A 26031-nucleotide genomic window follows, 5' to 3' on the forward strand; every position below is an offset into this window, starting at 1 on the left:
TAATCTGAAGATTAGCTGCTATGCCGCTGCTTTCACTGTTTTTTTGATACCTGAATAAAGCAGGCATAAAAAAAGCCAGCCTGGAAACCAGACTGGCTTTTGAGACATTCAAGCCGGTGTTACATCGCTTTTTTGGTCAACTCGATAACGCGCAGTTTGGCGATCGCTTTGGCCAGTTCCGCAGACGCCTGAGCGTAATCCACGTCGCCGTGAGAGCTCTTAATGTGCTCTTCAGCCTTACGCTTCGATTCCATGGCTCTCGCTTCATCGAGATCCTGGCCACGAATCGCAGTATCAGCCAGAACGGTCACGGTACCAGGCTGCACTTCAAGAATGCCGCCTGACAAGTAAATAAACTCTTCATGACCATGCTGTTTAACGATGCGGATCATACCAGGCTTAATGGCGGTGAGCAGCGGGGCGTGACCCGGGTAAATACCCAGCTCACCTTCGCTACCCGTTACCTGGATTTTCTCGACCAGACCAGAGAACATTTGTTGCTCTGCGCTGACGACATCCAGGTGGTAAGTCATTGCCATATCACCCTCCGATTAAGGCGTTAAAGTTTTTTGGCTTTTTCCACGGCTTCTTCGATGGAACCGACCATGTAGAACGCCTGCTCCGGCAGGTGATCGTATTCGCCTTCCATGATGCCTTTAAAGCCACGGATGGTGTCTTTCAGCGAAACGTATTTGCCCGGAGAACCGGTAAAGACTTCTGCTACGAAGAACGGCTGGGACAGGAAGCGCTGGATCTTACGTGCGCGAGCTACCACCAGTTTGTCTTCTTCAGACAGTTCATCCATACCCAGGATGGCGATGATGTCTTTCAGTTCCTGGTAACGTTGCAGCAGGGACTGTACGCCACGCGCGGTGTCGTAGTGTTCCTGACCCACCACCAGCGGATCCAGCTGACGGCTGGTGGAATCCAGCGGATCAACAGCCGGGTAGATACCCAGAGACGCGATCTGACGGCTCAGTACCACGGTTGCGTCAAGGTGCGCAAAAGTGGTGGCTGGTGACGGGTCAGTCAGGTCATCCGCAGGTACGTATACCGCCTGCACGGAGGTGATAGAACCGGTTTTGGTTGAGGTGATACGTTCCTGAAGAACACCCATCTCTTCCGCCAGGGTCGGCTGGTAACCTACCGCTGAAGGCATACGGCCCAGCAGTGCAGATACTTCAGTACCCGCCAGGGTGTAACGGTAGATGTTATCGACGAACAGCAGAACGTCACGACCTTCGTCACGGAACTTCTCAGCCATGGTCAGACCGGTCAGTGCAACGCGCAGACGGTTTCCCGGCGGCTCGTTCATCTGTCCATACACCAGGGATACTTTGTCCAGAACGTTGGAGTCGGTCATTTCGTGGTAGAAGTCGTTACCCTCACGAGTACGTTCACCCACGCCCGCAAACACAGAGTAACCGGAGTGCTCGATCGCGATGTTACGAATCAGCTCCATCATGTTTACGGTTTTACCTACACCCGCACCACCGAACAGACCGACTTTACCGCCCTTCGCGAACGGACACATCAGGTCGATAACTTTGATGCCGGTTTCCAGCAGTTCCTGAGAGCTGGACAGCTCTTCGTAGGACGGTGCTGCGCGGTGGATAGCCCAACGCTCTTCTTCGCCGATGTCGCCTTTCATATCGATCGGCTGACCCAGCACGTTCATGATACGACCCAGCGTTGCTTTACCTACCGGGACTTCGATCGGATGCTCGAGATCTTTTACATCCAGACCACGACGCAGACCGTCGGAAGAACCCATGGCGATAGTACGTACGATACCACCACCGAGCTGCTGCTGAACTTCCAGCACCAGACGCTCACTACCATTCATAACCTCAAGAGCATCGTACACGCGCGGTACGGCATCCTGAGGGAATTCGACGTCCACTACGGCGCCGATTACCTGGACAATTTTTCCAGTAGCCATCTTGAATCCTCTACGAATTAACCTGGTTATACCGCGGCGGCCCCCGAGACGATCTCGGTGAGTTCCTGAGTAATGCTGGCCTGACGAGCTTTGTTGTATACCAACTGCAGCTCTTTAATCAGGCTGCCGCCATTGTCGGTTGCGGCTTTCATCGCCACCATACGTGCGGCCTGCTCGCTGGCCAGGTTTTCTACCACGCCCTGATAAACCTGAGATTCAACGTAACGGCGCAGCAAGGTATCCAGCAGCAGTTTCGGATCAGGTTCATACAGGTAATCCCAGGCTTTGTGTTTTAACTCTTCATCTTCTGATGCCGGTAACGGCAGCATCTGAGTCAGGGTCGGAACCTGAGACATGGTGTTAATAAATTTGTTGCTGACAATGTACAGCCTGTCCAGACGGCCTTCATCATAGGCCTGCAACATCACTTTTACCGGGCCGATCAGTTCGGACAGAGACGGGTTATCCCCCATGCCTGTCACCTGGGCGACAATATTGCCACCTACGGAATTAAAGAAAGACACGCCCTTGGAGCCGATCATCGCGATATCGCTCTGAACGCCTTTGTCGGACCAGGCTTTCATATCCGCCAGCAGCTTTTTGAACAGGTTAATGTTCAAGCCACCGCACAGACCACGGTCGGTAGACACCACCAGGTAGCCCACGCGCTTAACGTCGCGTTCTTCCAGGTAAGGGTGCTTATATTCCAGATTACCGTGCGCAAGGTGACCAATCACTTTGCGCATGGTATCTGCATAAGGACGGCTGGCCGCCATGCGATCCTGCGATTTACGCATTTTGGAAGCGGCGACCATTTCCATCGCTTTAGTGATCTTCTGCGTGTTCTGGACGCTTGCGATCTTACTACGTATCTCTTTTGCGCCGGCCATGAGCTTCTCCTCAATGCCTTGCGGCCTGTCCTGAGACAAGCCGCCGGACGTTACCAGGTCTGGGTTGCTTTGAAGGAATCGAGGATGCCTTTCAGCTTACCTTCGATTTCGTCGTTATAGCCACCGGACTGGTTGATCTCTTGCATCAGCGGAGCGTGATCACGGTCAACGTAAGCCAGCAGAGCGGCTTCGAAGCTACCGATTTTCGCCAGTTCCACATCTTCGAGGTAACCGCGTTCAGCTGCAAACAGCACCACACCCTGTTGAGCAACAGACATCGGGGCATACTGTTTCTGTTTCAGCAGCTCGGTCACTTTCTGACCGTGGCTCAGCTGTTTGCGGGTTGCTTCGTCCAGATCAGAGGCAAACTGAGAGAACGCTGCCAGTTCACGATACTGCGCCAGCGCAGTACGGATACCACCGGACAGTTTCTTGATGATCTTGGTCTGCGCTGCACCACCCACACGGGATACGGAGATACCCGGGTTAACCGCAGGACGAATACCGGAGTTAAACAGGTTGGTTTCCAGGAAGATCTGACCATCGGTAATAGAAATTACGTTGGTCGGAACGAACGCAGAAACGTCACCCGCCTGAGTTTCGATAATCGGCAGAGCGGTCAGGGAGCCGGTTTTACCTTTCACTTCACCTTTAGTGAAGTTCTCAACGTATTCCGCGTTAACGCGGGATGCGCGCTCCAGCAGACGGGAGTGGAGGTAAAACACGTCGCCCGGGAATGCTTCACGTCCAGGCGGACGACGGAGCAGCAGGGAAACCTGACGGTAAGCAACAGCCTGTTTAGACAGGTCATCGTAAACGATCAGCGCATCTTCACCGCGGTCACGGAAGTATTCGCCCATGGCGCAACCGGCGTATGGCGCCAGGTATTGCAGTGCAGCGGATTCAGACGCGGTCGCTACCACAACAATGGTGTTAGACAGCGCGCCGTGCTCTTCCAGTTTACGAACCACGTTAGATATGGTGGACGCTTTCTGACCGATAGCCACGTACACACATTTGATGCCGGAATCACGCTGGTTGATGATGGCGTCGATAGCCATCGCGGTTTTACCGGTCTGACGGTCACCGATGATCAGTTCACGCTGACCACGACCGATTGGGATCATGGCGTCAACGGATTTATAACCGGTCTGTACCGGCTGATCGACGGACTGACGGTCGATAACGCCCGGTGCGATAACTTCGATTGGTGAGAAGCCATCGTGCTCAACCGGACCTTTACCGTCGATTGGCGCACCCAGGGTGTTAACCACACGGCCCAGCAGGCCACGGCCAACCGGAACTTCCAGAATACGGCCAGTACATTTGACCTTCATGCCTTCGGCGAGGTCAGCGTACGGACCCATCACAACCGCACCTACAGAGTCACGCTCGAGGTTCAGTGCGATAGCGTAACGGTTTCCCGGCAGGGAAATCATTTCACCCTGCATACAATCGGCCAGGCCGTGAATGCGGATAACACCGTCACTTACAGAAACAATAGTACCTTCGTTGTGAGCTTCACTCACAACATTGAACTGAGCAATGCGCTGCTTGATCAGTTCGCTGATTTCGGTGGAATTCAGTTGCATGCTCCAGTCCCCTTAAGACTGCAAGACGTCTGCAAGGCGCTCAAGACGGCCGCGTACGCTGCCATCAATGACCATATCACCCGCACGGATGATAACGCCTGCCATTACAGACTTATCGATTTTGCAATTCAGCTTAACTTTGCGTGACAGACGTTTTTCCATCGCACCGGTGATCTTTGAAAGCTGTTCTTCACTCAGCTGCGAGGCAGAAGTGACTTCAACCTCAGCAATCGCCTCACTGGCGGCGCGCAGGTGAATAAACTGTTCAAGAACATCCGGGAGCGTGCTGAGACGACCATTTTCCGCCATCACCCGAATCAGGTTCTGGCCGTTTTCGTCCAGCTGCTCACCACACACGGCGATGAACGACTTAGCAAGCGTTTCCGGCGCCAGGGCACCAGAGAGAAGCTCTGCCATTTGTTCGTTCTTGGTCACTTCAGCGGCAAACGCCAGCATGTCCTGCCAGCGTTCAACGCTCTGGTGTTCGACGGCAAAGTCAAAAGCTGCTTTGGCGTAGGGGCGAGCTACCGTTACAAATTCAGACATCAGCCCCTCCCTCCTTACAGTTCAGCGACAAGTTTATCCACGATGTCGCTGTTAGCAGCTTCATCCACGGAACGTTCGATGATCTTCTCGGCGCCAGCAACAGCCAGGATAGCGACCTGCTTACGCAGTTCTTCGCGAGCACGTTTACGTTCGGCTTCGATTTCAGCCTGCGCCTGTGCGACGATTTTAGTGCGTTCCTGTTCTGCTTCAGCTTTCGCTTCGTCCAGGATCTGAGCGCGACGCTTGTTAGCTTGCTCGATGATCACCTGGGACTCCGCTTTCGCTTTTTTCAGCTGGTCGGTCGCGTTGGCCTGTGCAAGGTCCAAATCTTTCTTAGCGCGTTCTGCAGAAGCAAGGCCGTCAGCAATTTCTTTTTGACGCTTTTCGATGGCAGCCATTAACGGCGGCCATACATACTTCATGCAGAACCATACAAAGAGAACAAACGCGATGGCCTGGCCGAGGATTGTTGCGTTCATGTTCACAGCACAATACCTCTTAAAATTTTACGACTGTGGATTAGGGTTATCCCGTACAACTTACTACGCGACAGCAAACATCACGTACAGACCCAGACCTACAGCGATCATCGGGATTGCGTCCACCAGACCCATAACGATAAAGAACTGAGTACGCAGCAGAGGAATCAGATCCGGCTGACGCGCTGCGCCTTCCAGGAATTTGCCCCCGAGGATGCCGATACCGATCGCAGCACCGATTGCCGCCAGACCCATCATCACAGCGGCAGCCATGTACAGCAGATCCATATTCAGGTTTTCCATGACAGTCTCCAGTTTGTTTCAGTTAAAACGTAGTAGTGTTGTTAAAAATCAATGCTCTTCGGACGCCATCGACAGATAGACGATCGTCAGAACCATGAAGATAAAGGCTTGCAGTGTGATGATCAGGATGTGGAAAATGGCCCATGGCACATTAAGAATCCACTGTGACCACCACGGCAACAGACCCGCTATCAGAATGAAAATCAGCTCACCCGCATACATGTTACCGAACAGTCGCAGACCGAGTGAAACCGGTTTTGACAGCAAGCTAACACCTTCAAGGATTAAGTTGACAGGGATGAATGCCCAGTGATTGAACGGCTGAAGCGTCAGTTCTTTTACGAACCCGCCCACGCCTTTCATTTTGATGCTGTAGAACAGAATCAGGATAAATACGCCCAGCGCCATAGACAGGGTGATGTTCACGTCAGCAGACGGAACGACACGCAGCGCAGGCAGACCCAGCACATGCTCACCGATGTATGGGATCATATCGATAGGCAGCAGATCCATCAGGTTCATCAGGAATACCCAGACGAAAACCGTCAGGGCCAGTGGTGCAATGAGTTTGCTCTTGCCATGGTACATGTCCTTGACGCTGCCATGCACAAAGCCGATGACCATCTCAATTGCGGTCTGAAATTTACCCGGGACACCACTAGTCGCCTTTTTGGCCACGCTGCGGAACATCGCCAGGAACAACAGACCCAGAACCACCGAGAAAAACATGGAGTCAATATTGAGCGTCCAGAAGGTGGCTGGGGGGTTATGCGGATCCACCAGCGAGAATGTACGCAGGTCAATCTGAAGGTTGTTCAGATGGTGACCTATGTAATCCTGCGGCGTCATATTTTCAGAAGCCATGATGCCTTTTACCCTTTGTTGTTAATTACAGCGGGTGCCAGTATCTGAACCACCAGCACCAAAACCCACGTAACGATGAGCGGCAAAAAAACCGCCTTAAAAACCGCCAACGCCACCACCAGCAAAGCCAGCATCGCTAACACCTTGAACGCCTCACCGAAGGCAAATGTCCAGGACACGCGTCCCTTAGCTGGTGTATGCGCCTGGTGACGCCAGGCAAAAATCATGAACAACACGTTAGGCAGCAATACTGCCATACCGCCACATACAGCGGAAATGCCCCAGAAGGGGTCTTTGAGGCAAAACAGCAATCCACTTGCCATTACTGCCATAAGCTGAATGAACAGAAGCCTACGAGCGACGTTTCGACTTACGAGCGACACAGACATCACGTTCTACTCCTGCTCCTTACGAGGTATGCCGCGTGTCGTATAAAACGTCCTTTGAGACTTCGAGTCAAGCATCAAAAAGCGGTCAAATTATACGGTGCGTACCGGTGATTTCAAACAATAAGTAGCTAAAAGGTGAATAAATGTTTAAACATTTTTCTCCCGGGCTATTTTCCAGGATTTCACTAAACTGTGAACGATCAGACAAATCTGCAAATAACGCGAAATCACTGGTTATAAAGCGTGGCACAGATCACATAATAAAAATTACTGTTTTCATCGAATTAAAACTGTACGAAAAGTGGCTTTGTTCATCCATTTGAAAAACAAACAAAAATTAAACAACTGTTTTCAAAAAAGACATATACAGATTAAAAACCAGCAATTGACATTTTTAATAACTAATTAACAGTCAAATGGTCGTTCAACAAACGCATTTTTAGCAGACTGATATTTTCATCTGTAACTATTTTTCTGTTAACAAATAACCTGCCGTTATAGGCAGGAAAACACAGAGTAAATGAATGGTTAAATGTAACTGGATGTTCCATCGTTTTACCCCTCATTTGTTAACATCACAGGGGACGCAATTTCTCTAATTTTTTTGATAAAAATTAAATTTTGTTATGTTTTAACAGCACAAGATGACGCTCACCTTCCAGTTCTGGCACCTGTAACCTGATGATCTCTTCGACAGAAAATCCCGCCGGTAACTGGGCGATTTCATCGTCAGGAACATGGCCCTTCAGTGCATAAAAGCGGCCCGACGGCGCTGGCAAATGCTGGCACCAGCTCACCATATCGTTCAGTGATGCAAAAGCCCGGCTAATGACACCGTCGAACGGCGGTTCTGCCGGGAATTCCTCAACGCGGCTCTGCACCGGCGTCACGTTGTCCAGTTTCAGTTCGTGCTGTACCTGACGCAGAAAACGCACGCGTTTGCCAAGACTGTCCAGCAACGTGAAATGCGCGTCCGGCAACACAATGGCGAGCGGAATCCCCGGTAAACCAGGCCCGGTACCCACATCGATAAAACGCGAACCCTGCAGGTGCGGTGCCACAACAACACTGTCGAGAATATGACGCACCAGCATCTCGTTCGGATCGCGTACGGAAGTCAGGTTGTACGCTTTGTTCCATTTGTTGAGCAGTTCGACGTAAGCCACCAGTTGCTGTTGCTGGTGATCGGACAACGAAATGCCTGCTTCATCGAGCAGCCGAGAAAGTTTTTTGAGCACAGTGATGACCCGTTTATACAGAAATCAGAAACCCGGCAGTGACTATACTGCCGGGCAAAAAGAGAATGATCATGCGCTACGGCGCAGCATACCTTGTTTTTTCAGCCATACCAGCAAGATCGAGATGGCGGCGGGGGTTATACCTGAAATTCGTGACGCCTGTCCTATTGAAGCAGGTTTGTGATCATTGAGTTTGGCAATCACTTCGTTAGATAAACCACTGACCTGACGATAATCCAGTGTTGCCGGCAACAGCGTATTTTCGTTGCGCTGCTGTTTTTCGATCTCATCCTGCTGGCGAGCGATATAGCCTTCGTATTTCACCTGGATCTCAACCTGCTCTGCGGCCTGCACGTCATCCAGCCCCGGCGCAAACGGCGACAGTTGCACCAGCTGGTCGTAGGTCATTTCCGGGCGACGCAGCAGATCTTCCCCGCTCGCTTCACGGGAGAGCGGGGCCGTAATGTGAGCATTCACTTCAGCAGCTGATTCCGCAGACGGATTTACCCAGGTGGTTTTCAGACGCTGACGTTCCCGTTCGATACGTTCCAGTTTTTCATTGAAGCGCGCCCAACGGACATCATCCACCAGACCCAGTTCACGACCGATTTCAGTCAGACGCAGATCGGCATTGTCTTCGCGCAGCATCAGGCGGTATTCCGCGCGTGAGGTAAACATGCGGTACGGCTCTTTGGTGCCCAGTGTGCAGAGGTCATCCACCAGCACGCCCAGATATGCCTGCGAACGGCCTGGCGCCCAACCCTCTTTTTCGGCAGAGAAGCGGGCGGCGTTGAGACCCGCAAGCAGCCCCTGTGCAGCGGCTTCTTCGTAACCGGTGGTGCCGTTTATCTGCCCGGCAAAGAACAGACCTTCGATAAATTTGCTTTCCAGCGTCGGTTTCAGGTCGCGCGGATCGAAGAAATCGTACTCGATGGCATAACCCGGACGCACAATGCGCGCGTTTTCCATACCCTGCATCGAACGGACAATCTGCATCTGTACGTCAAACGGCAGGCTGGTGGATATCCCGTTCGGATAAATTTCGTTGGAAGTCAGCCCTTCAGGTTCAAGGAAGATCTGGTGCTGGTTGCGATCGGCAAAGCGCATGACTTTATCTTCGATCGACGGGCAGTAACGCGGACCGATCCCTTCGATCACACCGGCATACATCGGGCTGCGGTCGAGGTTATTGCGGATCACGTCGTGCGTTTTTTCATTGGTGTGCGTGATATAGCACGGCACCTGGCGCGGATGCTGATCCGCTGATCCCATGAACGAGAACACCGGCATCGGGTTATCGCCATGCTGTTGTGCGAGGACACTGAAGTCGATGGTACGGGCGTCGATACGCGGCGGCGTCCCGGTTTTCAGGCGGTTTACCCGCAACGGCAGTTCACGCAGACGACGTGAGAGCGAAATGGATGGTGGATCGCCAGCGCGACCACCGCTGTAGTTATCCAGACCGATATGAATTTTGCCGTCGAGGAAAGTCCCCACGGTCAGCACCACCGCCCTGGCGCGGAATTTCAGCCCCATCTGGGTGACGGCGCCGACGACACGATCGTTTTCGACGATCAGATCTTCAACCGCCTGCTGAAAGATCATAAGGTTCGGTTGATTTTCCAGCGCAGTGCGTACCGCCTGACGGTACAGTACGCGGTCAGCCTGAGCACGCGTTGCGCGAACTGCCGGGCCTTTGCTGGCGTTTAGTATCCTGAACTGGATACCGGCCTGATCGATGGCTTTTGCCATCAGGCCACCGAGAGCGTCCACTTCTTTTACCAGATGTCCTTTCCCAATACCGCCAATGGCCGGGTTACAGCTCATTTGCCCCAGCGTATCGATATTGTGTGTCAAAAGCAGGGTCTGTTGACCCATACGCGCTGCGGCCATTGCGGCCTCAGTGCCTGCATGACCCCCGCCAATGATGATGACGTCAAAAGGATCCTGATAAAACATGGTTTCCTGCCTCGCGGTGTCGCGGTTTGAAAATGGATTGGTGCCCGGGCCGTGGATTCTACTCAACTTTAGTCGATGGAGAAAGCACTGGGATCCTGGGTATTAAAAAGAAGATCTTTTTATTTAGAGATCTGTTCTGTTGTGATCTCTTATTAGGATCGCCACCCTTTGTGGATAAGTTGGATCCGCCTTTATGGATCAATAAATTACAAAGGATCATTCGTTGTGAATGATCGGTGATCCTGTTCCGTATAAGCTGGGATCAAAATGAGGGGTTATACACAGGGTGAAAACTAGCCAAACCTTATACTTTGGATAACTACCGGTTGATCCAAGCTTTTAACCAGAGTTATCCACAGACGATCGCACGATCTGTTCATCTACTTGATCAAATTAATCCAGGATCCAGTCCATTCTTCAGCCGGATCTTCAGGTATGTCATGTTCAAGGATGTTGATCTTCAGCGTTTCGCCAATCTGTTTTGCGCCGCAAGACAGAAGCAGAGCATCAAGTTTGTCGATCGCGCCACAAAAAGTGTCATATTCACGACTACCGATGCCGATCGCGCCAAAACGTACGCCAGACAAATCAGGTTGTTTCTCCTGCAGATCGTCATAGAACGGTTGCAGGTTGTCCGGAATGTCTCCGGCACCATGTGTGGAACTGATCAACAGCCACAGACCGTTCGGCGTCAGATCCTCCAGCAGAGGGCCGTGCAGCGTTTCGGTTGAAAAACCGGCCTCTTCAAGCTTTTCCGCCAGATGTTCCGCTACATATTCCGCACCACCCAGCGTGCTGCCGCTGATAAGCGTTATGTCCGCCATGATCGCCACTCCTTAATACAGAGTGGCGTATTGTACGCTGTGTGCGAGCTGGGATCTACCTGTGGAAAATGTGGGATTAATTCTGCGAAGTTACGGGCGGATCGTCCGCATAATCGGGTTCTGGAGGGAGATTAGCGTCTCTGTGGACTGAATTTCATCGATTGTTTGGATCTTGTTGATAAGTACCTGCTGGAGCGCATCGATCGAACGGCACATTACTTTTATAAAGATGCTGTAGTGACCTGTGGTGTAATACGCCTCGGTGACCTCATCCAGGCTTTCCAGCTTCGCCAGCGCCGACGGATAATCTTTGGCGCTTTTAAGAATTATGCCGATAAAGCAGCAGACATCATATCCCAGCTGTTTTGGGCTGACGTCGATACGCGCGCCGGTGATGATCCCGGCCTGCTTCATTTTCTCTACGCGGACGTGGATGGTTCCCGGACTGACCCCAAACTGCTTCGCCAGTTCGGCGTAAGCGGTGCGCGCATTGGCCATCAACGCCTCAAGGATGCCGCGGTCCAGATTGTCGATCTGATAATTTTCCATAGGTTTTTCTTATGATGATTGAGGATTGTGACAATTTTAGCCCACAATATTATTGAATCAAAAGTGATAAGCCAATTTTGTTTGTTGATTATTGAATTCCACTCCGCTTTTGTTGCTTAATCAATAGCAACAGGACGCAGGAGTCAAAGAAATGAAAACCGCTTATATCGCAAAACAACGTCAGATCAGTTTCGTTAAATCCCATTTTTCCCGCCAGCTGGAAGAAAAGCTTGGCCTGATCGAAGTTCAGGCGCCAATCTTAAGCCGCGTGGGTGACGGGACGCAGGATAACTTGTCTGGTTGCGAAAAAGCGGTGCAGGTGAAAGTGAAAACACTGCCAGACGCCCAGTTCGAAGTGGTTCATTCACTGGCGAAATGGAAACGTCAAACCCTCGGGCAACACGATTTCAGCGCAGGCGAAGGGCTGTACACGCACATGAAGGCCCTTCGTCCCGATGAAGACCGCCTCACTCCGATCCACTCTGTTTACGTGGATCAGTGGGACTGGGAGCGCGTGATGAACGATGGCGAACGTCATACAGGCACGCTGAAAGCGACCGTTGAAGCCATCTGGCAGGGAATCAAAGAAACCGAAGCGGCAGTCAGCAAAGAGTTTGGTCTGAAACCTTTCCTGCCGGAACAGATCCATTTCGTTCACAGCCAGGAGCTGCTCTCCCGTTTTCCGGGGCTGGACGCCAAAGGCCGTGAGCGCGCGATTGCCAAAGAACTGGGTGCCGTTTTCCTGATTGGTATTGGCGGCAAGCTGAGCGACGGTCAGCGTCACGATGTTCGCGCGCCGGATTATGACGACTGGAGCACGCCGGTCTCCGAAGGGTTTGCGGGCCTGAACGGTGATATTCTGGTCTGGAACCCGGTGCTGGAAGACGCATTTGAACTCTCTTCCATGGGGATCCGCGTGGATGCCGAAACACTGAAACGTCAGCTGGCGCTGACGGGTGATGAAGATCGCCTGAAACTCGAATGGCACCAGGCGCTACTGCGTGGCGAAATGCCGCAGACAATTGGCGGCGGTATTGGTCAGTCTCGTCTTACCATGCTGCTGCTCCAGTTGCCGCACATTGGTCAGGTGCAGTGTGGCGTATGGCCACAACAGGTTCGCGAAAGCGTCGGCGCACTGCTTTAAGATTAACGCCGCCAGCGACGCAGCAGGCGGCTACGTAACCCGGTATCAAAGCGCCAGATATGATCGAAGATGCGCATGATGCCGGGTTTTCCGTGTGTGGACATCGCCACGGCGTGAAAACGGTGCTGATGAACACGCTGCAGATCCTTCACTTTACTCACCACGTCCTCCGGCAATCGCTGGGCGATGAAATCAGAGATCACCACTGCATCGGCATCCGCCCACGCCGCTTCCTGCATTCTTTCGATAATGGCTCGAAAACAGCTGGCGATATCCGTGCCGCCGCGAAAACGCTGGCTTAAGAAGCGGATCGCCTGTTCCAGCCCCTGACGACTGGAGAGTTCGTAACGCACCACTTCGCTGGAAAACAGCATAATAAAGCAGCGGCGGTTATCCGCCAGCGCTACGCGCATCAGCGCCAGGCAGAAGGCCTTGGCACACTGTTCGTTAAAGCCGCCCATCGAGCCGGAGGTGTCCACGCAGACGATAAACGGCCCACGCGGTTGCTGTTCGATATCCTGATGAACCACCGGACGTTCACTGATCTTTTCCCGCCAGGCATCGCCATGAAGACGATAGGTCAGCAGCTGCTTTTCCACCAGCCGACGATAAAATTCATATTCAAGCTCAGTGATGCCGAGCGTGGCCAGTTCCGGTGGCAAAAGCCGCAAAATATCGTCGCTTCGCTGCAGCCCATCGACCTGTTCCGGCACCGTAGCGGGTTCGCGCACCAGCGTACGAAAAGTTTCCATGGGTGCGTCTTTTTTGGGGAAGGATTTCGCTTCCCGCGAACGCCCGAGTTGCTCAGCGAGTTGCATCAGCTCTGGCTGTTGACTCAGAAACTCGCCATATTTCACTATCAGCTGATAGTCGCCGCGTTTGAGCTGCCCGGCACTCATATCCCACAATCGCCCGGCAGCGTTTTCATTTTCCACCAGCACCGGCTCAAGTTGACCGCTTAAGGTCATTCGTTCCTGCACTTCGCTCAGCAGTTGCTCGCGTTCCTCTTCCAGCAATTGCTGATTCAGAGAGGTGGTCTGAACGACCAGGCTTAACCGCCAGCGCTGTAAAAACAGAGTATGCAGGGCGGGCGTGAAAGTGGTGTTGCTCTCTACCATGTGCTGCGCCTGAGCGGCAAATGGCGACTGGAGTTTGTGCAGCAGCGCCAGTGTTTGCGGGAGCGCAACGATAAACTGCGACGTCGATAAGAGCTGGCTCTGCTGATAACAAAGCACCTCTTCTGCCAGATCTGGCGGCACATCGGTCTCTTTTAACCGGCTTTTTAGCGCGTCGCGCCAGCGCGGAAGATCGCTGGCGATCGCGTTTTTCAGGCGGGGGAATTTTTCAAAAAAGAGCGCCAGCTGCGGTGATGCCAGCAGCGCGAGGATCATCTCATCGATTAACCCCTCTTCACTGACTGCCAGCATCACATTTAGCGTATCCAGCGTCAGCATTGACGAGCCTGTTTAATCTGCGCTCCGACGTCCTGTAGGCTGGCTTCAATGCGACCTAACCAGTCGCGATGGATGAACAGGCATTTCTGCTGTTCGCTAAAACGGTTATGTTGTTGATGCCACGCTTCGTCGAGCGCATCCAGTTGCTGTTTGATCTCTGCTGGCATGTTTTCTTGGGATTCGGCACCGGGCAGCGCGAGGCGGGAACCCTGCAGGCTGACGTCGCGTACCACCAGATGCAGGCTGGTATCGACTTCAAGGTTAATCACCTGCGCAAAACCAATCCCGTTCAGCTTGCCGCGGATTTCTCCGCCTTTCTCAAGCCACAACTCCAGCAACGCCCGCTCGAATGTAATATGAACCACATTGATATCATGCAGTTTCAATGGTTGTTGAAGCAGCAGTACGAGCGTGCTGTCTTTGATATCGGCGGGCAGTTCGTAATGTGGCTTACGGCTGAACATCCCGCCGACGCGGGTGACTTTAAGCGCTGTTTTGTCGCTCTGTTGCTGCTGTATCTGGATGCGTTGCTGAACAATCGCGCCAAGACGGGTCAGCATCGCCTGCTGTTGCCAGGCGTGCCCGGTCATCAATATTTCCAGCTGTTGCTGCATCAGATGCATGCTTTCCGCGTCATACCACAGGCAGTCTTTCAGAAGGATAAGATCGATGGGCTCGATGGCGTCACGTCCACTGAAAAACGCACTGGCCTGCAGCAGGCGGATCGCTTTTTTCCAACGCCGATCAGAAACATACGGCGCGCCGGGCAACGCATCTAACTGCTGGCGCAACTGGTAAATCAGCTCAAAGACACTGTCTGTCAGCGTGATATCACCAATGGCTTTCTGCCACTGGATAAATTCTTCATCGGTGACCTGTAAACTGACAGGCACCGGGTTTTCACTTTCATCCTGCTGGCTCACCAGCATCGAGCGGAAATTGCCTTTTTCCTGAACTTTATCGAGCCACAGGCGAATCAGCATACGGTCATAAAGCGCTTCCAGGCTGCTGTCCGCTTCCGGCAGTTCGTTCGACGCCGCCACCAGCAGACGCATGGGAATTTTTTCTTCGTGGGCGCCGTTGCGAAAGCTGCGTTCGTTGATGGCGGTCAGCAGGGTATTCAGAATCGCCGGACCAGCTTTCCAGATCTCATCGAGAAAAACGATTTCCGCTTCCGGCAGATACCCGGCGGTAAGGCGCTCATAACGGCCTTCATCCTTCAACGCCTGAATGGACAACGGGCCAAACACCTCTTCCGGCGTGGAAAAACGAGTCATCAGGTATTCAAACGCGCGGGCATGCTGAAAAGCGAATTTCAGGCGGCGGGCAATAAGGCTTTTAGCGATACCAGGGGGGCCGAGAAGAAAAACGCTCTCGCCACTGAGGGCTGCCAGCAGGCACAGGCGGATTGCGTGGCTACGTTCATAGAGCCCTTTTTCCAGCGCTCCGCTTAGCCGGGAAATTCTTTCCGCCAACAGATGTGATTGAGCCATAATTGATTTGCGTCCTTTCGCCGAAAACCGGCTAATTGAGCGAGTATAGCCGCTCAGGATTATCGGTGGTACCCGGTGCCGACGCTGCGCTTTTTTTATTTGAGCCAGGTTAACATGAATTCAGTTAGGGGTACGATTTTGTGATTAATCGTGCATACTGTGCGCCTTTTTGTGGGCCAAGGGACCAGGCACTCATTTGTTTTATAAACGAAAGAAGAGTCTATGAGTACTGATAATAAGCAATCGTTGCCTGCGATTACGCTCGCAGCCATTGGCGTGGTATACGGTGACATTGGTACCAGCCCGTTGTACACGCTTCGTGAATGTCTGTCCGGGCAGTTCGGTTTTGGCGTTGAACGTGATGCGGTTTTTGGGTTTCTGTCACTGATTTTCTGGCTGCTGATTTTTACGGTTTCCATCAAGTACATCACCTTTGTGATGCGGGCGGATAACGCTGGTGAAGGTGGTATTCTGACGCTGATGTCGCTGGCCGGGCGCAACACATCGGCGAGAACCACGTCAGTGCTGGTGATCCTTGGACTGATAGGCGGCAGCTTTTTTTATGGCGAGGTAGTGATCACCCCGGCGATTTCGGTGATGTCCGCCATTGAAGGGCTGGAGATCATTGCCCCCCAACTGGATTCCTGGATAGTTCCCATATCCATTATCGTCCTCACCTTACTCTTTGTGATTCAAAAGCATGGCACCGGTATGGTCGGCAAGCTGTTTGCTCCGATTATGCTGATCTGGTTCCTGCTTCTGGCCGGTCTGGGGTTGCGCAGCATTATTGCTAATCCGGATGTGCTGCATGCGCTGAACCCATACTGGGCGGTACATTTCTTCCTTGAATTTAAAACAGTGTCTTTCGTGGCGCTGGGCGCGGTGGTGCTGGCTATCACCGGTGTCGAGGCGCTGTATGCGGATATGGGCCATTTCGGCAAACTGCCGATTCGCGTAGCCTGGTTTACAGTCGTGTTGCCGTCGCTGGTGCTGAACTATTTTGGTCAGGGCGCGCTATTGCTGGAACACCCTGAAGCGATTAAAAATCCGTTCTTCCTGCTGGCACCGGAATGGGCGCTGGTGCCAATGCTGATTATTGCTACCCTGGCGACAGTTATCGCTTCACAGGCTGTCATTTCCGGCGTCTTTTCACTGACCCGCCAGGCAGTGCGCCTCGGGTATCTGTCACCGATGCGCATCATCCATACTTCGGAAATGGAATCCGGCCAGATTTACATCCCGTTTATTAACTGGCTACTCTACTTTGCTGTGGTACTGGTTATCGTCAGTTTTGAACATTCGAGCAATCTGGCAGCGGCCTACGGCATTGCAGTGACCGGTACGATGGTGCTGACCTCGATTCTTTCTGCTACCGTGGCGCGGAAAAACTGGAACTGGAACAAGTACCTGGTGGGGCTTATCCTGCTGTCGTTCCTGTTTGTCGATGTGCCGCTGTTCTCTGCGAACCTGGATAAACTCCTCTCCGGCGGCTGGCTGCCGTTAAGCCTCGGCATCGTGATGTTCCTGGTGATGACCACCTGGAAAAGCGAGCGCTTCCGTCTGTTGCGTCGTATGCATGAACACGGTAATTCTCTGGAAGCGATGATTGCCTCGCTGGAAAAATCACCGCCAGTGCGTGTGCCGGGTACCGCGGTCTATATGTCCCGTGCGCTGAACGTGATCCCTTTTGCGATGCTGCATAACCTGAAGCACAACAAGGTGCTGCATGAGCGCGTGATCCTGCTGACATTACGCACTGAAGATGCGCCGTATGTGCACAATGTGCGCCGTGTGCAGATAGAACAGCTTTCGCCATCGTTCTGGCGAGTGGTTGCCAGCTACGGCTGGCGTGAAACGCCGAACGTGGAAGAGGTGTTCCACCGCTGTGGTCTGGAAGGACTCAGTTGCCGGATGATGGAAACGTCGTTCTTCATGTCCCATGAGTCATTGATCCTCGGTGAAGACCGGCCATGGTACCTGCGGTTACGTGGTAAGCTCTATCTTCTGTTGCAGCGCAACGCCCTGCGCGCGCCGGATCAATTTGAAATTCCTCCAAATCGCGTGATCGAACTCGGCACCCAGGTCGAGATTTAACACACGTCCCTCTGCCGGGTAGCGCTTCTCTTACCCGGCATTCTAAAACGCCTGACAAATTTCACTTTGCGAAACGTTTCGATGCTGATCACATTTCTATAACGTGGTGATGGTTTTCTGAGCGTCACTACGCTAAAACTATTACCAGCGAAACGTTTCGCTAGTGGAGTAAAAAAATGAAGAAAGGCACTGTTCTAAACGCTGAGATCTCCTCGGTCATTTCCCGTCTTGGGCATACTGATTCGCTGGTAGTGTGTGATGCAGGCTTGCCTGTCCCGCACAGCACTGAACGTATCGATATGGCACTCACCCAGGGCGTACCTTCGTTTATGCAGGTTCTGGAAGTGGTTACCACGGAGATGCAGGTTGAGAAAGCCATTCTGGCGGAAGAGATTAAACAACATAATCCGCAACTCCACGAAGCGTTGCTCAAACACATCGAGCGACTGCAGCAGCACCAGGGAAACACCATTGAAATTCGTTACACCACCCATGAACAGTTCAAACAACAAACCGCGCTAAGTCAGGCGGTCATTCGCAGCGGGGAGTGTTCCCCGTATGCGAATATTATTCTTTGTGCTGGCGTCACCTTCTGAGGCCACCATGGACGCATTACTGCAACTCAAAGGCATCGACAAAGCCTTCCCGGGGGTTAAAGCCCTGTCCGGCGCGTCACTGAATGTTTATCCTGGTCGTGTGATGGCGCTGGTAGGGGAAAACGGCGCGGGTAAATCCACGATGATGAAAGTGCTGACGGGGATCTACACCCGTGATGCCGGTTCGTTATTATGGCTCGGTAAAGAAACCACCTTTACCGGGCCAAAATCTTCTCAGGAAGCGGGGATTGGCATTATCCATCAGGAACTGAACCTGATCCCGCAACTCACCATTGCAGAAAATATTTTCCTCGGCCGCGAGTTTATAAATCGCTTTGGCAAAATCGACTGGAAAATGATGTTCGCTGAAGCTGACAAACTACTGGCAAAGCTGAATTTGCGCTTTAAGAGCGACCGCATGGTGGGCGATTTGTCGATTGGCGATCAACAGATGGTGGAAATCGCCAAAGTACTGAGCTTCGAATCGAAAGTCATCATTATGGATGAGCCGACCGATGCACTGACCGATACTGAAACCGAATCTCTGTTCCGCGTCATCCGCGAGCTAAAATCGCAGGGGCGCGGAATTGTCTACATTTCCCATCGTCTGAAAGAAATCTTCGAGATTTGCGATGACGTCACCGTCTTTCGCGACGGGCAATTTATCGCTGAACGCGAGGTATCCTCACTCACTGAAGATCAACTCATTGAGATGATGGTGGGACGTAAGCTGGAAGAACAGTATCCTCATCTTGCGAAAGCGCCGGGTGATATCCGTCTGAAGGTGGATAACCTCTGTGGGCCGGGTGTAAACGATGTGTCATTTACCTTGCGTAAAGGCGAAATTCTTGGCGTCGCCGGGTTGATGGGTGCCGGGCGTACCGAACTGATGAAAGTGCTGTACGGCGCGCTGCCGCGCACCAGTGGTTATGTCACGCTCGACGGGCACGAAGTGGTGACCCGCTCGCCGCAAGATGGTCTCGCCAACGGCATTGTATACATCTCTGAAGACCGCAAGCGAGATGGCCTCGTGCTGGGCATGTCGGTGAAAGAAAACATGTCGCTGACGGCGTTGCGTTATTTCAGTCGTAACGGTGGCAGCATTAAACATAAAGATGAGCAGCAGGCAGTGAGCGATTTTATACGCCTGTTTAACGTTAAAACCCCGTCAATGGAGCAGGCGATCGGTCTGTTGTCCGGCGGTAACCAGCAAAAAGTGGCGATTGCCCGTGGGCTGATGACCCGCCCGAAAGTGCTGATCCTCGATGAGCCGACCCGCGGCGTCGACGTGGGTGCCAAAAAAGAGATCTACCAGTTAATAAACCAGTTCAAAGCCGATGGCCTGAGCATCATTCTGGTCTCCTCCGAGATGCCGGAAGTGTTAGGCATGAGCGATCGCATCATGGTGATGCATGAAGGGCATCTCGGCGGTGAATTCACACGCGAGCAGGCCACTCAGGAAGTGTTGATGGCTGCCGCTGTGGGCAAGCTTAACCGTGTGAATCAGGAGTAAAAAAGATGACTACCTCGGCTGTTTCTGGGCGCCGTTACTTCACTAAGGCGTGGCTGATGGAGCAAAAATCGCTGATTGCCCTGCTGGTGCTGATCGCGATTGTGTCGGCCATGAGTCCCAACTTTTTTACCATCAACAACCTGTTCAATATTCTGCAGCAAACTTCCGTAAACGCCATTATGGCGGTTGGCATGACGCTGGTGATCCTGACATCCGGGATCGATCTGTCCGTCGGTTCGTTGCTGGCGCTGACCGGTGCCGTGGCGGCATCGATTGTCGGTATTGAAGTTAATGCGCTGGTGGCGGTCGCGGCAGCGCTGGCACTGGGTGCGGCGATTGGCGCCGTGACCGGAGTGATTGTCGCCAAAGGCCGCGTGCAGGCGTTTATCGCCACGCTGGTCATGATGTTGCTGCTGCGCGGTGTAACGCTGGTTTATACCAACGGTAGTCCGATCAACACCGGATTTACCGATAACGCTGATCTGTTTGGTTGGTTCGGTATCGGTCGCCTGCTGGGCGTCCCGGCACCGGTCTGGATCATGGCGATTGTGTTTATCGCCGCCTGGTACATGCTGCATCATACACGTCTGGGGCGTTACATCTACGCGCTGGGCGGTAACGAAGCAGCAACGCGTCTGTCGGGAATTAACGTCAATAAAATCAAGATTATCGTCTATTCTTTGTGTGGTTTGTTGGCTTCACTGGCAGGTATTATCGAAGTGGCGCGTCTTTCTTCCGCGCAACCGACAGCAGGGACAGGCTATGAACTGGATGCCATCGCGGCCGTTGTGCTCGGCGGTACCAGTCTGGCTGGCGGTAAAGGTCGTATTGTCGGGACCCTGATTGGTGCGTTGATTCTCGGTTTCCTGAACAATGGTTTGAATTTATTAGGTGTTTCCTCCTATTACCAGATGATCGTCAAAGCGGTGGTGATTTTGCTGGCGGTGCTGGTAGACAACAAAAAGCAGTAATAATCGACTACAGGACATCTCAGATATGAACATGAAAAAACTGGCTACTCTGGTTTCAGCTGTGGCACTGAGCGCCACCGTAAGCGCCAACGTAATGGCAAAAGATACCATCGCACTGGTGATCTCCACGCTGAATAACCCATTCTTCGTATCGCTGAAAGACGGGGCGCAGAAAGAAGCTGACAAACTGGGCTACGACCTGGTGGTTCTTGATTCTCAGAACAACCCGGCGAAAGAGCTGGCTAACGTGCAGGACCTGACTGTTCGCGGCACCAAACTGCTGTTGATCAACCCGACCGATTCAGACGCTGTCGGTAACGCAGTGAAAATGGCAAACCAGGCGAAAATCCCGGTGATTACCCTTGACCGTGTGGCATCAAAAGGCGATGTCGTGAGCCATATCGCCTCTGACAACGTGTTAGGCGGCAAAATCGCCGGTGACTACATCGCTAAGAAAGCCGGTGAAGGCGCGAAAGTGATCGAACTGCAGGGGATTGCCGGGACATCCGCCGCTCGTGAGCGTGGCGAAGGCTTCCAGCAAGCTGTTGCAGCACACAAATTTAACGTACTGGCCAGCCAGCCGGCTGACTTCGACCGCACTAAGGGTCTGAACGTTATGCAGAACCTGCTGACAGCGCATCCGGACGTACAGGCCGTGTTTGCTCAGAACGACGAAATGGCGCTGGGTGCTCTGCGCGCATTGCAGACCGCAGGTAAATCCGATGTGATGGTGGTTGGATTTGACGGCACTCCTGATGGCGAAAAAGCCGTAAATGATGGCAAACTGGCAGCGACTATCGCTCAGCTTCCTGAGCAGATCGGCGCTAAAGGCGTTGACACTGCGGATAAGGTACTGAAAGGCGAGAAGGTTCAGGCCAAATATCCGGTTGACCTGAAACTGGTCATCAAGCAGTAATAAGCGATTCAGGTTGTTCGCAGCCTGAGGGACAACGTATAAAGAAAAGCAGGGCATGCGCCACCGAGGTTCTCATCGGTGGCGCACTTTACCGGACACACTCAAAATGAAAACCGCAGGCAACCTCGTCGTCCTTGGCAGTATTAATGCCGATCACATTCTTAACCTTGAAACGTTCCCCACACCTGGCGAAACCGTTACCGGCAACCACTATCAGGTGGCGTTCGGCGGAAAAGGTGCAAACCAGGCGGTGGCCGCTGGACGTAGCGGCGCGAAGATCGCCTTTATTGCTTGCACCGGTGATGATGACACTGGTGTTCGCGTACGCAAGCAACTGGAAATCGATAATATTGACGTCACGCCCGTCAGCACAATTCGTGGTGAATCGACCGGCGTCGCGCTGATTTTTGTCAATGCAGAAGGTGAGAATGTTATCGGTATTCATGCAGGCGCTAACGCTGCGCTCTCCACCTCGCTGGTAGAAGCCGAAAAAACGCGCATCGCTGAGGCGGACGCATTGCTGATGCAGCTGGAGTCCCCGCTGGAGAGCGTCATGGCGGCGGCAAAAATTGCGCACCAGCATCAGACCTCTGTTGTGCTAAACCCGGCACCTGCCCGTGAGTTATCTGACGAACTTCTGTCACTGGTGGATATCATTACCCCCAATGAAACTGAAGCGGAAAAACTGACCGGCATTAGTGTGGAAAATGACGATGACGCCGCCAAAGCCGCCCGTGTGTTGCATGACAAAGGCATCAAAACGGTCATTATCACTCTCGGCAGCCGAGGCGTCTGGGCCAGCGTTGACGGTAAAGGCCAGCGCGTGCCGGGGTTCAAAGTCAAAGCCATTGATACCATCGCTGCGGGAGACACCTTTAACGGCGCGCTGGTGACTGCGCTGCTGGAAGAGAAACCGCTGGATGAAGCGATTCGCTTTGCCCATGCCGCGGCGGCGATTGCCGTCACACGCAAAGGTGCGCAGCCTTCAGTTCCCTGGCGCAAAGAGATCGACGACTTCTTACAACAACAGGGGTAACGTGTGGCTACCATGAAGGATGTTGCCCGCGTGGCGGGCGTTTCCACCTCGACGGTTTCACACGTTATCAATAAAGATCGCTTCGTGAGTGAAGCCATCACCGCCAAAGTCGAAGCCGCCATCAAAAACCTCAACTACGCACCCTCTGCGCTGGCGCGTAGCCTTAAGCTTAATCAGACCCGCACCATCGGTATGCTCATTACCGCCAGTACCAACCCCTTCTATTCTGAACTGGTTCGCGGTGTTGAACGTAGCTGCTTTGAACGCGGCTACAGCCTGGTGTTATGCAATACCGAAGGCGACGAACAGCGTATGAACAGCAACCTCGAGACGCTGATGCAAAAGCGCGTTGATGGTTTGCTGTTGTTGTGTACTGAAACGCATCAACCTTCGCAAGAGATTATGCATCGTTACCCGTCGGTGCCGATAGTGATGATGGACTGGGCGCCGTTCGATGGGGATTGTGATCTGATTCAGGATAACTCGTTGTTTGGCGGCGAGTTAGCGACGCAGTATTTGATCGACACCGGTCATACCCGCATTGCCTGTATTTCAGGTCCGCTGGACAAAACGCCTGCCCGCCTGCGTCTGGAAGGGTATCGGGCGGCGATGCGTCGCGCAGGGTTTGAAATCACCGAAGGGTATGAAATTACCAGCGACTTTGAATTTGGCGGTGGTTTTGAGGCAATGAATGCGTTGCTGGCGCTGCCTGTCCCGCCGGACGCGGTATTTGCTGGTAATGATGCGATGGCAGTAGGTGCCTATCAGGCGCTGTATCAGGCTGGTTTGCGTATTCCACAGGATATGGCGGTAATTGGTTACGATGATATCGAACTGGCACGTTACATGACGCCACCGCTGACGACGGTTCATCAACCGAAAGATGAGTTGGGCGAGCTGGCTATCGACGTGCTAATCCATCGTATGGCGCAGCCAGGGCAAAAACAGCAGCGTGTGCAACTCACCCCTGAGCTGGTAGTGCGAGGCTCGGTTTAATGTTTGTGACGTTCTTTAATCAGATTGCGGCCATCTTTCGGTTTTAGCAGCATAAACGTCAGCGCCGATACCACGGTAATCGCTCCCATCGTAATAAAGGTGTAGTGGAACTGCTCGATGGTGTTGGCATTTTCGAACCCTTCATAGAAGCGCAGCACGGCGGCGCTGATAGCAACCCCCAGACTAATCGATAACTGCTGTGTGACGGCTAACAGGCTGTTGCCGCTGCTGGCGTTTTCATCCGTCAGATCGGCGAGGGTAATGGTGTTCATTGACGTGAACTGCGTCGACATCGCCATTCCTAAAATAAACAGCGGCAGGAGCAGCATCCAGATGGGCATTGCCGGGGATTGCAGCGAGAACTGAGCGATCATCAGGCCGATAAACACTGTAATCCCTATCAGCGTTCTGCGATAGCCCAGCGTCCGTAGCACCCGTGTGACGGTCGATTTTGCAATGATTGAACCGACAGCAGTCGGCGCCATCATGCAGCCTGCGATCAGCGCCGGATAACCAAACCCGACCTGCAGCATCAGCGGCATCAGGAAGGGGATACACCCGGTGCCAAGACGTGTGGCGAGGTTACCGGCGATACCAACAGAAAACGTGCGCGTTTTAAAAATGGGCAGTGCGATGAGTGGCGTCGGATGATGGCGTGCGTGGCGGATATAGGACAACAGCAGGATAATGCTGGCAAATACAATGGCTAACGCTATCCACGTCGTGACGATCTTCTCGCCCAACAGCTCCATACCGCTGGAAAACAGCACCAGACTCAGGCCAAACAGCAGGAATCCCGACATATCAAAGCCACGGCGCGGGGTGGTGAAGTTTGGCATATATTTGCGGGCATATATCAGCCCGGCAATGCCAATCGGGATGTTAATCAGGAAGATCCAGTGCCATGTCGCCCAGGTGACCAGAACGCCGCCCAGTACGGGGCCAAGAATGGGGCCCACCAGGCCAGGCATCGTGACGAAGTTCAGCACCGGCAACAGCTCGCTACGCGGATAGGCACGCAGTAACGCCAGACGGGCAACCGGCATCATCATCGCGCCACCAATGCCCTGAATCACGCGAAAGATAACCAGTTCCAGTAATGAACTGGAGAGCGCGCACGCCAGTGAACCCAGCGTAAACAGACTGACGGCCAGCATAAAAATGCGGCGGGTACCGAAACGGTCTGCCAGCCAGCCGCTCACCGGAATCAGCATCGCCACTGTCAGGGTATAGCTGATAATGGCGGATTGCATTGCCAGCGGGGAACGGTTCAGGCTGTGTGCGATAGCGGGGAGTGCTGTGTTAAGAATAGTCGCGTCCAGTGCCTGCATAAAAAACGCCATCGCCGCAATCCACGGCAGGCCGGCCATACTGTGCGCTTTCTTCCTGGTCATGCGTTTTCCTTCACTGTGCGGTTCCGGTGTGCGGGGTATTCAATAACGTCTGACACGCCAGCATCGCGCGCTGCCCGTCACCGTCCTGAATGGCGTCCACAATAGCCTGGTGGAGATCGAGCTTCACCACTTCGTTTTGCGTAATCGACGTAAAATAGGTGTGATAAACCGAATGGAACAGCGAAGCAAACGACGTCAGAAAAGGATTCGCACTCATTTCATAGATATGCTCGTGCCAGGCCATGTCGACATCGATCCAGCGATCGCGGTTGAACTGTTTCTTCAGTTGAACCATTTCGTCCATTAATGTGTTGAGTTCTGCTTTCTGTTCCGCGGTACTCTGCATCGCGGCCAGGAAGCAGGCCTGCGGTTCCAGGCTGCTTCGCATCACCAGAAAATGTGTCACGACGGATTCAAAGTTGTCTTCGGTAAGCCACCAGGCAAGTAGCTCTTTATCAAGAAAATTCCAGTGACTTTGCGGCATCACGCGCGTGCCGATCCGTGGGCGGGGAAGAACCATGCCTTTCGCGGTCAGCGTTTTAACGGCTTCACGGACGGCGGTTCGGCTGACGCCGAAGTGTTCACCCAGCTCCATTTCGCCAGGAAGAATGCTGCCGGGGGCGTACTCACCGGTTAAAATTTTCTGCGCCAGTTTTTCAGCTAATACCCAGGAGATATTCTTCTGAGCTGCCAACTGCTGAGCACTTAAAGACATAAATGCCATTCCTTTTTCGTTTTTTCACTGTTTAGTATGCCATTCAATGAGAAAATCCGGCGGTTAAAACAGCAGATAGTGCATTTTATGGCAATTCACGCGCTGTATTGGTGAAAAAAAACGCGAACAGTAAT

At 52.9% G+C, this 26031-nt stretch carries 25 protein-coding genes; 8 read left to right on the top strand and 17 right to left on the bottom strand.

Annotated elements, in window-relative coordinates; all coding sequences use genetic code 11:
• Nucleotides 1-119 precede the first annotated feature (119 nt).
• The 13 genes from GTGU_RS19845 to asnC all read right to left on the bottom strand — a co-directional run bounded on the left by GTGU_RS19845 (nt 120) and on the right by asnC (nt 11575).
• Entirely contained in the window at nt 120-539 is a 420-nt protein-coding gene (locus GTGU_RS19845; RefSeq protein WP_038161310.1) for a F0F1 ATP synthase subunit epsilon, read from the bottom strand.
• A gap of 20 nt (nt 540-559) precedes the next feature.
• Nucleotides 560-1942 carry a F0F1 ATP synthase subunit beta gene (gene atpD / locus GTGU_RS19850; protein ID WP_038161312.1) on the bottom strand — a complete coding sequence of 461 codons (1383 nt, stop codon included), beginning with the start codon at nt 1940-1942 and terminating at the stop codon, nt 560-562.
• A 26-nt stretch (nt 1943-1968) separates the two neighbouring features.
• Nucleotides 1969-2832 carry a F0F1 ATP synthase subunit gamma gene (atpG, locus tag GTGU_RS19855; RefSeq protein ID WP_038161314.1) on the bottom strand — a complete coding sequence of 288 codons (864 nt, stop codon included), beginning with the start codon at nt 2830-2832 and terminating at the stop codon, nt 1969-1971.
• Between the two features lie 50 nt (nt 2833-2882).
• Nucleotides 2883-4424, bottom strand: a complete 1542-nt coding sequence (gene atpA, locus GTGU_RS19860; RefSeq protein WP_038161316.1) for a F0F1 ATP synthase subunit alpha — start codon at nt 4422-4424, stop codon at nt 2883-2885.
• 12 nt (nt 4425-4436) lie between these two features.
• On the bottom strand, nt 4437-4970 hold the full coding sequence (gene atpH, locus GTGU_RS19865) for a F0F1 ATP synthase subunit delta (protein WP_038161318.1): 534 nt from the start codon (nt 4968-4970) through the stop codon (nt 4437-4439).
• 14 nt (nt 4971-4984) lie between these two features.
• Nucleotides 4985-5455 carry a F0F1 ATP synthase subunit B gene (gene atpF / locus GTGU_RS19870; protein WP_038161321.1) on the bottom strand — a complete coding sequence of 157 codons (471 nt, stop codon included), beginning with the start codon at nt 5453-5455 and terminating at the stop codon, nt 4985-4987.
• A gap of 57 nt (nt 5456-5512) precedes the next feature.
• Nucleotides 5513-5752, bottom strand: a complete 240-nt coding sequence (gene atpE / locus GTGU_RS19875) for a F0F1 ATP synthase subunit C (RefSeq protein ID WP_000429386.1) — start codon at nt 5750-5752, stop codon at nt 5513-5515.
• Between the two features lie 48 nt (nt 5753-5800).
• On the bottom strand, nt 5801-6616 hold the full coding sequence (atpB, locus tag GTGU_RS19880) for a F0F1 ATP synthase subunit A (RefSeq protein ID WP_038161329.1): 816 nt from the start codon (nt 6614-6616) through the stop codon (nt 5801-5803).
• Between the two features lie 8 nt (nt 6617-6624).
• Nucleotides 6625-7005, bottom strand: a complete 381-nt coding sequence (gene atpI, locus GTGU_RS19885; protein WP_038161332.1) for a F0F1 ATP synthase subunit I — start codon at nt 7003-7005, stop codon at nt 6625-6627.
• A gap of 614 nt (nt 7006-7619) precedes the next feature.
• Entirely contained in the window at nt 7620-8243 is a 624-nt protein-coding gene (rsmG, locus tag GTGU_RS19890) for a 16S rRNA (guanine(527)-N(7))-methyltransferase RsmG (RefSeq protein WP_038161335.1), read from the bottom strand.
• A gap of 69 nt (nt 8244-8312) precedes the next feature.
• The gene (mnmG, locus tag GTGU_RS19895; RefSeq protein WP_038161338.1) at nt 8313-10202 is read right to left on the bottom strand and encodes a tRNA uridine-5-carboxymethylaminomethyl(34) synthesis enzyme MnmG; all 1890 of its coding nucleotides are present in this window, start codon (nt 10200-10202) and stop codon (nt 8313-8315) included.
• Between the two features lie 380 nt (nt 10203-10582).
• The gene (gene mioC, locus GTGU_RS19900) at nt 10583-11026 is read right to left on the bottom strand and encodes an FMN-binding protein MioC (protein WP_038161340.1); all 444 of its coding nucleotides are present in this window, start codon (nt 11024-11026) and stop codon (nt 10583-10585) included.
• A 90-nt stretch (nt 11027-11116) separates the two neighbouring features.
• Complete coding sequence (gene asnC, locus GTGU_RS19905) at nt 11117-11575, bottom strand: transcriptional regulator AsnC (RefSeq protein WP_013368348.1); 459 nt, start codon at nt 11573-11575, stop codon at nt 11117-11119.
• A 151-nt stretch (nt 11576-11726) separates the two neighbouring features.
• On the opposite strand from asnC, the gene asnA reads away from it, so the two are divergent.
• Complete coding sequence (gene asnA, locus GTGU_RS19910) at nt 11727-12719, top strand: aspartate--ammonia ligase (protein WP_038161345.1); 993 nt, start codon at nt 11727-11729, stop codon at nt 12717-12719.
• A 2-nt stretch (nt 12720-12721) separates the two neighbouring features.
• On the opposite strand, the gene viaA is transcribed toward asnA, so the two are convergent.
• Together viaA and ravA are read right to left on the bottom strand one after the other, a co-directional pair.
• Nucleotides 12722-14173, bottom strand: a complete 1452-nt coding sequence (gene viaA, locus GTGU_RS19915) for an ATPase RavA stimulator ViaA (RefSeq protein ID WP_038161349.1) — start codon at nt 14171-14173, stop codon at nt 12722-12724.
• A complete protein-coding gene (gene ravA, locus GTGU_RS19920; RefSeq protein WP_038161351.1) occupies nt 14167-15666 on the bottom strand; it encodes an ATPase RavA in 1500 nt (499 codons plus the stop codon). The genes viaA and ravA overlap by 7 nt, the downstream gene beginning before the upstream one ends.
• Before the next feature lie 222 nt (nt 15667-15888).
• On the opposite strand from ravA, the gene kup reads away from it, so the two are divergent.
• From kup to rbsR, 7 genes are all read left to right on the top strand, one after another.
• Nucleotides 15889-17760, top strand: coding sequence for a low affinity potassium transporter Kup (gene kup / locus GTGU_RS19925; protein WP_038161354.1), 1872 nt, complete (start codon nt 15889-15891; stop codon nt 17758-17760).
• A 176-nt stretch (nt 17761-17936) separates the two neighbouring features.
• Nucleotides 17937-18356 (top strand): D-ribose pyranase, encoded by a 420-nt coding sequence (gene rbsD / locus GTGU_RS19930; RefSeq protein ID WP_038161357.1) that lies wholly within the window; start codon nt 17937-17939, stop codon nt 18354-18356.
• A gap of 7 nt (nt 18357-18363) precedes the next feature.
• Entirely contained in the window at nt 18364-19869 is a 1506-nt protein-coding gene (gene rbsA, locus GTGU_RS19935; protein ID WP_038161359.1) for a ribose ABC transporter ATP-binding protein RbsA, read from the top strand.
• Nucleotides 19870-19874: 5 nt separating this feature from the next.
• Nucleotides 19875-20840, top strand: a complete 966-nt coding sequence (rbsC, locus tag GTGU_RS19940) for a ribose ABC transporter permease (protein WP_038161362.1) — start codon at nt 19875-19877, stop codon at nt 20838-20840.
• A 25-nt stretch (nt 20841-20865) separates the two neighbouring features.
• Nucleotides 20866-21756 (top strand): ribose ABC transporter substrate-binding protein RbsB, encoded by an 891-nt coding sequence (gene rbsB, locus GTGU_RS19945; protein ID WP_038161364.1) that lies wholly within the window; start codon nt 20866-20868, stop codon nt 21754-21756.
• Nucleotides 21757-21862: 106 nt separating this feature from the next.
• Nucleotides 21863-22792 (top strand): ribokinase, encoded by a 930-nt coding sequence (gene rbsK, locus GTGU_RS19950; protein ID WP_038161366.1) that lies wholly within the window; start codon nt 21863-21865, stop codon nt 22790-22792.
• 3 nt (nt 22793-22795) lie between these two features.
• Complete coding sequence (gene rbsR / locus GTGU_RS19955) at nt 22796-23788, top strand: ribose operon transcriptional repressor RbsR (protein WP_156964214.1); 993 nt, start codon at nt 22796-22798, stop codon at nt 23786-23788.
• Here the strand turns inward: rbsR and mdtD are convergent.
• Together mdtD and GTGU_RS19965 are read right to left on the bottom strand one after the other, a co-directional pair.
• Nucleotides 23785-25182 (bottom strand): multidrug transporter subunit MdtD, encoded by a 1398-nt coding sequence (mdtD, locus tag GTGU_RS19960; RefSeq protein ID WP_038161369.1) that lies wholly within the window; start codon nt 25180-25182, stop codon nt 23785-23787. The two genes, rbsR and mdtD, sit on opposite strands and share 4 nt — an antisense overlap.
• A 10-nt stretch (nt 25183-25192) precedes the next feature.
• Nucleotides 25193-25897: a FadR/GntR family transcriptional regulator gene (locus tag GTGU_RS19965; RefSeq protein ID WP_038161375.1), complete on the bottom strand. Its 705-nt coding sequence runs from the start codon at nt 25895-25897 to the stop codon at nt 25193-25195.
• Nucleotides 25898-26031 lie beyond the last annotated feature (134 nt).

The organism is Trabulsiella guamensis ATCC 49490 (assembly GCF_000734965.1).
Classification (GTDB): Bacteria; Pseudomonadota; Gammaproteobacteria; order Enterobacterales; family Enterobacteriaceae; genus Trabulsiella; species Trabulsiella guamensis.